Genomic DNA, 9,799 nt, shown 5'->3' on the forward strand with positions numbered 1-9,799 from the left:
GTTACAGTTTTGTTACGTGCAGGAAGATTGTAAATACTAATTTAATAAGGATTTTTCTTTAGTAAAACTCCTTATTCTTCAAAAAAACCTTATTTTACAGTGAAATGTAACATTATGTAAATGAAATGAAATAAATGACGTTTTAGATTTTAGTATAATGAACAAAGTTAGAGACAATTTAGGGGAAGGTGTGGACTTCAATTTGAAGGCGAAGAAATTTTTAGCGACCTGCTTGTTAGGGGTAACGTTAGCAGGACCGATTGCCGTTAGTGCAGAAACAATGGAATCGTTAGATAAGAAAGAAAATGCACTTTTACAACAAAGTCAAACCATCAGTGCGGATGTTCAAGCTGCTTTACAGGATATCAATGAGACATATCAAGCAGTTGAAGACTTAAAAGGACAAATCAAAGAGAACGAAGAAACATTAGCGAAAACGCAGAAAGAAATTGCAGCGACAGAAGCAACGATTGCGGAACGCAAAGAGCTAATGACAGATCGTTTGAAATCTTTACAATTAAATGCGTCTACTGAAGACAAATTAGCAATGCTTTTAGAATCATCAAGTATTCAAGATTTTATTAATGGTGTCTATGCAATTACTGTGATGCAAACAGCTGCCAATGATGAAATTGAGACTTTACAAGCTGAAACCGATAAATTACAAAAACTAGAAAAAACAGTCAGCGAGACACAAAGTTCGCTTGAAACTGATCAAGCTACTTTAGTAAGTCAAGCAGATGCATTAGATAGCAAAATCACAACATTACAAGCAGAATTAGCAGACAATCAAACTGCTTTAGCAGAAGTTGCGAATAGCAAAGCAGTTGAAGAGCAACGCATGAAAGCCGAAGCAGAACGTAAAGCAAAAGCTGAGGCAGAAGCAAAGGAAGCAGCTGAAGCTGAAAAACGTCAAGCTGAGCAAGAAGCAGCAAAAGAATCAATTAGTGAAACACCAAAATCATCAGCAAGCAGTGAATCAACTGTAGCTGAAGAAACAACCAAAGAATCAACAAATAACGTGACAAATACACCAGCGCCACCGAAACAAGATCCACCAGCAACAAACAATGGGGGCAGTGAAAACAAATCAAGTGGCAGAGTGATGTATATGGAATCAACGGCCTATTCTTATTCAGAAAGCGGCGCAAGCTTCTTTACTGCCTCAGGACTTGATTTAAGACAAAACCCACAAGCGATTGCTGTCGATCCAAGTGTCATTCCATTAGGAACACTTGTGGAAGTTGAAGGCTATGGCGTAGCAATTGCAGCCGATACTGGTGGTGCAATTAAAGGCAACATCATTGATGTTCATTTCAAAACAAGAGAAGAATGTATTGAATGGGGCCGACGTCATAATGTCAAAGTTACAATTTTAGAATAATTACGCGAGAAAACAATCATCTTCATGGCAATGTAGATGATTGTTTTCTTGTGACATGTCAAAAACCTACCTTTTATTCAAAAAAGCGATGAATGATGCGCTTTAATGACAAAAAACACCTTTTAATTAAACTACATTTAGGGTAGAATTGGTTTAGACTTTTTTCAAAAATATTCGTACATAAATTATAAGGAGTGGGAATCAGCAAATGAACAAATCATTTCTGAAAGGCTTAGGGATACTCGCAACAGCTGTGGTAGCTGGTGGTGTATGTGTAGTAGGTTATAAAATCAACGAGCATCGTCAGTATGAACAACGAGTGGCTTACGCTGAAACAGCTGTTGTCAGTGAAAAAAATAAATTAGCAACAATCGAAACAAAAATCGCTGACTTATATACAGATAAAAAGCAACACGTCTTTGTAAAGAATAAAGTGACAACGAATGAAGTCACTAAAATTCAAACAGATTTAGAATCGATTCGCGTCACAGCAGAAGATTTTGATATCAAAGACAAAGCATTACCGCCTGAGATTCAAGAACTAGCCGAGAAAAAAGAAGGGCTAACTAAAGAGCTGACTTTAGTTTCAGATAAGGTGCGTATGCAAGGACGCGTAAATAAGCTCTTTACAAAAGAAGTCAAAGATTGGCAAAAAGTTGATGATACATTAGCTGTTCAAGAAAACGTAGAAGAAAAGACGATAAAAGAAATCAAAGAACGTGTATCTTCCTTTAAAGAAGATGCTTGGCGCAAAGTAATTGATGAATATGTCAAATCAGCAGATGAACAAGTCAAAACAGCCACTGCTTTGCAAAAGAAATTCGATGAGCTTCTTAAAGAGGGCGCTGTTGTCACTTATGAAGATTATATGGGGGTTTTAGCAGATATTGAAAAAATCCGTAATGAAAAACTTAAAGAAAAATTCATGAAACTAGCAGACCAAGTTTCAATGGTGGTTGGACTCGTACAAGAATCAACAGAGAGCATCGAAGAACCAGAAGTCACAGAATCATCAGAAGAAGTGATTGAAGAAACGGTTGAGTCAGAAAGCTATGAAGAACCGGTTTATGAAGAACCAGTATATGAGCAACAATGGCAACCTGCACCACCAGTTACTAATGGTGGTGGAAGTACAGAGGGGAATTCTGATGGAAATGTTACACCGATACCAGAAAATTCTGAGGAGCCGACAACACCAGAAGAAATAACAAACCCTGAGGAAACAGAAACACCAGAAGTGCCAACACAAGAACCAAGCATAAATAATCCAGAAACAACCACTGAATAAAATAGACGAAATGTAAAGCTAATGGAGGAATAGAAAATGGCAAGACGACGCAGAAAAAGTTCTGTTGGAAAGAAAATATTTTGGACGATTTTTAGTATTGTAGTAGGATTGCTGGTTATTGGTTTAGGTGTCGGAGCAAAAGTTTATTTCGACTTGTCAGGCTCAATTAAAGAAACCTATGAGTCAGTGGAGCGAAGCAATGAGTCTACTAAACGAAAAGCACCCGTTGATTTAAGCAAGAACGAACCATTCAGTGTCTTATTACTCGGAATTGATACGGGAGATTTAGGTCGGACTGAACAAGGCCGTTCTGATACCTTAATGGTCGCAACTGTTAATCCAGAAACAAATAAAACAACTTTAGTGAGTATTCCACGTGATACGTATGTGGAGATTGTTGGTCATGGCACCCAAGACAAAATCAACCATGCTTATGCCTTTGGCGGTGCAGCGATGGCAATGGATACGGTTGAGAACTATTTAGATATTCCCATTGATCACTATGTGTCGATTAATATGATGGGGATTAAAGAGTTAGTTGATGCAGTTGGTGGAGTTGATGTGAATAATGATTTGGAGTTTGAAAGTCGTGGCGAACACTTTGCCTTTGGTCCGATTCATTTAGAAGGTGAACGTGCATTAACGTATCTAAGAATGCGTTATGAAGACAGCCGTGGAGATTACGGTCGTCAATTACGCCAACGCGCAGTGGTTGAAGGAATTATGAAAAAAGCCCTATCTCTAAATGGTGTGACGCAATATCAGGGAATTCTGAATACTATGGAAGGCAACATGAAGACTGATATGAGCTTCGGTGACATGCAAAAAATTGCTCTGGATTATCGGGATGCCTTCTCTAAAATGGATCAACTACAAATGACCGGTGAGGGCTTCATGCAAGATGGCGTTTCTTATCAACGTGTCAGTGAAGAAGAATTACAAAAAGTGCAATCAACTTTGAAACAACAATTAGATATTAAGTAGAAGAAAGTGGAGAGATAATGGAAGAGACGATTAGTTTAAAAGAGATTTTTGAAGTCTTGCGAAAACATTTGGCAACAATTTTTGTCAGTATGTTCTTAGGGTTAGGCTTAGCTGGTGCAGTTACCTTTTTTGTGATTACACCGCAATATAGTTCACGGGCTCAGTTAATTGTTACGTTACCACAAAGTGAAGGAACAGCAGGTAACGTCAATGATATTAATTATAATTTACAAATGTTGAATACCTACAAAGATATCATCAAAGAAGGCGATGCATTAGCTTTAGAAGTTCAAAAACGTTTGGCCGACGATTATGATATTAAATTAGAACCGAAAGAAATCAAGGCAATTTTAGAAGTGACACAGTCACAAAATTCGCAAATGTTCTCTATTTCAGCAACGAGTGATCGTGCAATCAATGCCGAACACATTGCTAATACTGCTGCAGAAGTTTTCCAAGAGACGGTTGCAGATGTATTAACAGTTGATAAAACGACCATCGTGTCTAAAGCTACAGCAAGTTCAACGCCAGTTTCCCCAAATAACAAATTAAACTTAGTTATTGGCTTAGTTTTAGGGTTGATGGTTGGTATTGGATTAGCCTTCTTAATGCAGTTATTTGATCGTACAGTAAAAGATAATAAATTTGTTACTGACACTTTAGGATTTACAATTTTAGGTACTGTGCCACAAATGACACAAAAAGAAATTAATGCAACAACACAAAAAATGCCTAAAAAAGAAATTAAAAAATTAGAGAAAACAGAAACAGCGACGCGACGTTCGCGCTCACGTGTGTAGGAGGAAATTATGGCAAGAGAGAGAAAAGAAAATCAAACCAATCCAGTCAGTCTAATTACATTAGTTGATCCTTCATCACCAGTTTCCGAGCAATATCGTACGATTCGTACGAACTTACAATTTGCTTCATCGGCAGATCAACGATTGCAAACAATTGTCATTACTTCTTCAGGACCGGGGGAAGGGAAATCAACGACTTCAGCTAATTTAGCAGTGGTTTTTGCAAAATCAGGGCAGCGAGTTTTACTAGTCGATGCGGATATGCGTAAACCAACCGTCTATAAAACCTTCCAATTATCTAATCATTCAGGATTGAGTACCGTACTGAGTACAGGGACAAGCGTCCGAGAAGTTGCCCAAGAAACAACCATACCCAATTTAACTGTTTTGACGAGTGGACCAAAACCACCGAACCCATCGGAATTACTAGGTTCTGTACGAATGGACCAAGTGATTACAGAAGTAAAAGGGTTATATGATATTGTGATTTTTGATATGCCACCTGTTGTTGCCGTAACCGATGCACAGATTATGTCTTCAAAAGTGGATGGTACACTGTTAGTAATTCGTGAGAATGTCACGAAAAAAGAAGATGCAATGAAAGCAAAAGAGTTGTTAAGTTTAGTACAAGCCAGAATGTTAGGCGTTGTTTACAATGGTGCTGAACAAAGTAAAGACCAAGGTTATTATTATTATTCAAGTTAATAGATAAGAAGTTTGAAGGAGTCGAATGAAATGATTGATTTACATTGTCATATTTTACCAGGAATTGATGACGGAGCCGAAGATATGGAAGCAAGCTTAGCGATGGTTGAAAAAGCCATTAGCCAAGGAATTACCCATATTTTATGTACCCCTCATCATAATAATGGGCGATATGAGAATCCGAAAGAATCTGTCATTCATTCGGTTTCTTTATTGCAAGCTGAAATTGATCGTAGAAATTTAGATTTAACCTTATTAGAAGGACAAGAAGTCCGAATCACTGGTGACTTAATGGAAGAAATCCAACAAGAACGCATCCTTTTCACCGATTTGGATGATACATATATTTTAATCGAATTTCCAACAATGGATATACCTGCTTATACGGAACAATTATTTTTTGAATTGCGAGCGGCAGGAAAAATTCCAGTTATTGTTCATCCCGAACGGAATGCCAAGTTCCGTGAAGAGCCCAATTTATTAATCTCATTCCTTGAAATGGGCTGTTTAGCGCAGCTAACAGCACCTAGTATCGTAGGAGTATTTGGTAAATCAATTAAAAAGACTGCTTTAGAAATGGTCAAACACAATTTAGTTCAAATGGTAGCTTCAGATGCACATGGAGTAAAAAAACGAACGTTTTATATGAAAGAAGCCTATGAAATTATCAGAAAAGAATTTGGACAAGAAAAAGTAAACTTAATGAAGCAAGTCTCGAAAGATTTACTGAATGGTGATTCAATAAGTTATCCAAACTATCAAGAAATCAAAAAGAAAAAATTTGGGTTATTTTAGGGGGAGAAATTGTTGGACTTAGAAAAAGAAGACGTATATATAGAGAAAAAAGACATTAAATCAAACTTTATTGATAGAGAAAAAGTAGAGAAAAAATATGTTTATCGATTCATTAAACGTATAATTGATGTTTTGGGGAGTTCAATAGGATTGATTGTATTATCACCCATATTTTTAGTTGTAGCGATCTTAATGAAAAAAGAAGAACCTAATGGACCCATCTTTTTTTCTCAAACACGAGTGGGGAAAAATGAATCAAAATTTAAAATGTTTAAATTTCGTTCGATGTGTGTTGACGCAGAGGAAAAACTTGCAGAGTTATTGAAGCACAATGAGGTTGAAGGTGCGATGTTCAAAATGAAGGACGATCCACGTATTACGAAGGTTGGAAAATTTATTCGTAAAACAAGTATTGATGAATTACCTCAATTATGGAATGTTTTAAAAGGAGATATGAGCTTAGTTGGGCCAAGACCACCTTTGTTGAGAGAAGTAGCAGAGTATACTGAATACGATAAACAAAGATTATTAGTCAAACCTGGATGTACTGGTTTATGGCAAGTGAGTGGTCGCAATGAAGTCGGATTTGATGAGATGGTTGAATTGGATATTGAGTATATCCAAAATGGAAGCATTTGGAATGACGTTAAGATAATGTTTAAGACTATTTTGGTTATGATAAAACCGAATGGTGCTTATTAAAACTAGGTAGGAGTATTAAAAAAATTATGGAAAAACAACATGTATATATTATTGGAAGTAAGGGAATACCAGCAAAATATGGTGGATTTGAAACTTTTGTAGAGAAATTGACTGAAAACCAAAAATCAGAAAATATAAAATATCATATTGCTTGTATGGAAGAAAATTCAGCAAAGTCAAATATAACTGACAAACATTTTGAACATAATGGTGCTGATTGTTTTAATATAGCAGTTCCTTCTATTGGGCCTGCCAAAGCTATCTATTACGATATAAAGTCTTTAAATTATGCGATACAATTAGCTACACAAAATAAAGATAAAAATCCAATTTTTTATGTACTAGCATGTAGAATAGGTCCATTTATATCTCAATTGAAGAAAAAAGTAGCTAATATAGGTGGGAAACTATTTGTCAATCCAGATGGACATGAATGGCTTCGTGAAAAATGGAGCTATCCAGTTAGAAAATATTGGAAGTACTCGGAAATGTTAATGGTAAAAGATTCTGATTTGTTGGTTTGTGATAGTACGAATATTGAAGGATACATTCATAACGAGTATGGAAAATTTGCTCCTAAAACAAAATATATTTCATATGGAACAGACATGCAATCAACAACATTGAAATCAGATAATAACATAGTAAAAGAATGGTATAGTAGTAAAAAAGTCAAAGAAAATGAATATTATTTAGTTGTAGGAAGATTTGTTCCAGAAAATAATTATGAAATTATGATAAAAGAATTTATGAAATCAAAAACAAAGAAATCTTTTGTACTAATTACAAATGTGGAACAGAATAAATTTTATGAAAAATTAGAAAATGAAACTAATTTCAGTCAGGATTCTCGAATAAAATTTGTAGGTACTGTATATAATCAAGATCTCCTAAAATATATTCGTCAAAATGCTTTTGCTTATTTTCATGGACATGAAGTAGGAGGCACAAATCCTTCTTTATTGGAAAGTCTATATTATACTAACCTTAACTTATTATTAGATGTTAAGTTTAATAAAGAGGTTGCTGAAAATAGCGCATTTTATTGGGGAAAAATTCAAAACTCTCTTTCAGAATTAATTAATAAGATAGATAGTATTGATGAAAGTGATAGACAAATGATGGGAGAAAAATCGAGTAACCGAGTAAAAGAGAATTACAATTGGAATAAAATAGTAGGGGAATATGAAATATTGTTTAATGAAGGAGAATATATATGAAGATTCTTCACTATACTTTAGGATATCCTCCCAGTCGAACTGGAGGATTAGTAGGATATGCTATCGATTTAATGGAACAACAAATTTCAATGGGGCACCAAGTAATATCGTTACATCCTGGAGAAATTAATATATTTACTAAGAGAACGTATATCATCAAGTCGAAAAAAGAAGAAAAAATTTTAAAGTATAAAATTATAAATAGTTTACCTTTGGCATTATTTGGAGGGATAGCAACACCTGAAGATTTTATGACCAAAGTAGATCCATCTATCTATTATGAATTTTTTAACACTATTAAACCAGATATAATTCATATACATTCTTTATTAGGTGTCCATAAAGAATTTTTTGAAGTTGCAAAAAAATTGAATATACAGATAGTTTTTACTTCACATGATTACTTTGGTTTAGCACCAGAACCCAACTTCTTTTTGAAGGAAAGAAGTTATGATAGAGAATCTACAGCTGAAAATTGGTATTTGGCTTCAAGAGGAGCATTAGGTACTAAAAAACTTAGAATGTTTCAGACAAGAATTTATCCTCTAATAAGAAAACTCAAAAAAATAATTACAAAAGTGAATAAACAAAATTTGCAAAAAGAAGAAATAGATAGTTTTGATAAGAAAAAAGTGAATAAATATCAGGAATTAAAAGAATATTATAAATCAATATTTTATTGTGTAGATATGTTCCATTTTAATAGCACTCTCGCAAAAGAAGTTTTTAGATTTAATTTACGACAAGAAATTCCACATAAAGTAATCTCTATTACCAATAATCAAATCAAATTAAGAAAAATTACAAAAGATACTAGAGGAAGTAAACTTAGAGTAGCATATATTGGTCCAGATAAGAAATACAAAGGATATTTTGACTTTTTACGTTTAACTCAAATATATCCAGAAAATGATGTAGAATTTCATACTTTTGGATATGAGCCTACGAAAAATAACGATAATCAGTTGGTTATTGAACATGGTAGATACAATTCGAGTAATATAGATACTGTATTTAATTCATTTGATATATTAGTTGTACCTAGTCTATGGAAAGAAACATTTGGGTTGATTGTAGTAGAAGCATTGTCGTACAATAAAATAGTTTTTGTTAGTACGAATGTAGGTTCAAAAGAATTGGTCCCTTCAGAGTGGGTATTTGAAGATATTGAAGAGCTAGAAGTAAAATTAAAAAAAATAGTAGATAATAAAATAGAATATCTTGATCAGACAGAAATGGTTAAGACTATGAAAGAACATGCATATGAAATAGAAGGATTATATACAGATATTATTATGAAGAGGTAGATGCTAATGAACAAAGTATCCGTTGTGGTTCCATGTTATAATTGTGCCACGACAATCGAAAAATGTTGTATAAGTATATTGAATCAAGAAAAAATAGATATTGAATTAATTTGTATTGATGATGGTTCTACAGATAATACATGGGAGGTATTATGTGGCTTAAAAGCCTTGTATCCTAAGTTAATAATTCATAAAATTTTTAATAGTGGAGTATCTAATGCAAGAAATGTGGGGATATCATTATCAACAAACGAATTTGTAGGATTTGTAGATGCAGATGATACTATTCATAAAGAAATGTATTTTAAAATGAGTACTGAATTAATTATGGAAAATATTGATTTAGTTATTTGTAATTTTAGTACATCAGATACATTGCCAAAATTAGTAGGTGAAACTGAATATATAAATCAAAATGATGTCTTAAACGCTTCTTTATATAACTCTGATATACAAGGGTTTGTATGGAATAGGTTATATAAAAAGCATATTATTATAGAAAATGATATAAAATTTAATCCCAATATGAAAGCAGTGGAAGACCTAGATTTTAACTTAAACTATCTGCAATACGCCAACAGTTGTACTTATATCCAAGAACAACTATATAACTA

Annotated in this window: 10 protein-coding genes; all 10 read left to right on the forward strand. The window is 33.9% G+C overall.

Going from position 1 to position 9,799, the window contains the following annotated elements; all coding sequences use genetic code 11:
• The first annotated feature begins 202 nt into the window (after window positions 1-202).
• Window positions 203-1,384, forward strand: coding sequence for a 3D domain-containing protein (locus tag BAU17_RS07390; RefSeq protein ID WP_161902181.1), 1,182 nt, complete (start codon window positions 203-205; stop codon window positions 1,382-1,384).
• 208 nt (window positions 1,385-1,592) lie between these two features.
• A complete protein-coding gene (locus BAU17_RS07395; RefSeq protein WP_161902171.1) occupies window positions 1,593-2,672 on the forward strand; it encodes a hypothetical protein in 1,080 nt (359 codons plus the stop codon).
• Window positions 2,673-2,708: 36 nt separating this feature from the next.
• Window positions 2,709-3,656: an LCP family glycopolymer transferase gene (locus BAU17_RS07400; protein ID WP_161902172.1), complete on the forward strand. Its 948-nt coding sequence runs from the start codon at window positions 2,709-2,711 to the stop codon at window positions 3,654-3,656.
• Window positions 3,657-3,673: 17 nt separating this feature from the next.
• Window positions 3,674-4,456, forward strand: a complete 783-nt coding sequence (locus BAU17_RS07405; RefSeq protein ID WP_161902173.1) for a YveK family protein — start codon at window positions 3,674-3,676, stop codon at window positions 4,454-4,456.
• 9 nt (window positions 4,457-4,465) lie between these two features.
• The gene (locus tag BAU17_RS07410) at window positions 4,466-5,161 is read left to right on the forward strand and encodes a CpsD/CapB family tyrosine-protein kinase (protein ID WP_161902174.1); all 696 of its coding nucleotides are present in this window, start codon (window positions 4,466-4,468) and stop codon (window positions 5,159-5,161) included.
• Between the two features lie 30 nt (window positions 5,162-5,191).
• Complete coding sequence (locus BAU17_RS07415) at window positions 5,192-5,956, forward strand: tyrosine-protein phosphatase (protein WP_161902175.1); 765 nt, start codon at window positions 5,192-5,194, stop codon at window positions 5,954-5,956.
• Between the two features lie 54 nt (window positions 5,957-6,010).
• Window positions 6,011-6,658, forward strand: coding sequence for a sugar transferase (locus BAU17_RS07420; RefSeq protein WP_420022104.1), 648 nt, complete (start codon window positions 6,011-6,013; stop codon window positions 6,656-6,658).
• Window positions 6,659-6,684: 26 nt separating this feature from the next.
• On the forward strand, window positions 6,685-7,878 hold the full coding sequence (gene cps2T, locus BAU17_RS07425; RefSeq protein WP_161902177.1) for a beta 1-4 rhamnosyltransferase Cps2T: 1,194 nt from the start codon (window positions 6,685-6,687) through the stop codon (window positions 7,876-7,878).
• Complete coding sequence (locus BAU17_RS07430; RefSeq protein WP_161902178.1) at window positions 7,875-9,185, forward strand: glycosyltransferase; 1,311 nt, start codon at window positions 7,875-7,877, stop codon at window positions 9,183-9,185. Before cps2T ends, BAU17_RS07430 begins: the two co-directional genes overlap by 4 nt.
• A 6-nt stretch (window positions 9,186-9,191) precedes the next feature.
• Window positions 9,192-9,799, forward strand: a 608-nt coding sequence (locus BAU17_RS07435) for a glycosyltransferase family 2 protein (protein ID WP_161902179.1), incomplete at its 3' end; no start/stop codon positions are given.

It is taken from the genome of Candidatus Enterococcus willemsii (genome assembly GCF_009933335.1).
GTDB lineage: Bacteria > Bacillota > Bacilli > Lactobacillales > Enterococcaceae > Enterococcus_F > Enterococcus_F willemsii.

Coding starts and splice junctions, on each gene's coding strand:
- BAU17_RS07405 (WP_161902173.1), top strand. CDS start 3,674: ATGGAAGAGACGATTAGTTTAAAAGAGATTTTTGAAGTCTTGCGAAAA.
- BAU17_RS07430 (WP_161902178.1), top strand. CDS start 7,875: ATGAAGATTCTTCACTATACTTTAGGATATCCTCCCAGTCGAACTGGA.
- BAU17_RS07415 (WP_161902175.1), top strand. CDS start 5,192: ATGATTGATTTACATTGTCATATTTTACCAGGAATTGATGACGGAGCC.
- BAU17_RS07400 (WP_161902172.1), top strand. CDS start 2,709: ATGGCAAGACGACGCAGAAAAAGTTCTGTTGGAAAGAAAATATTTTGG.
- BAU17_RS07395 (WP_161902171.1), top strand. CDS start 1,593: ATGAACAAATCATTTCTGAAAGGCTTAGGGATACTCGCAACAGCTGTG.
- BAU17_RS07410 (WP_161902174.1), top strand. CDS start 4,466: ATGGCAAGAGAGAGAAAAGAAAATCAAACCAATCCAGTCAGTCTAATT.
- cps2T (WP_161902177.1), top strand. CDS start 6,685: ATGGAAAAACAACATGTATATATTATTGGAAGTAAGGGAATACCAGCA.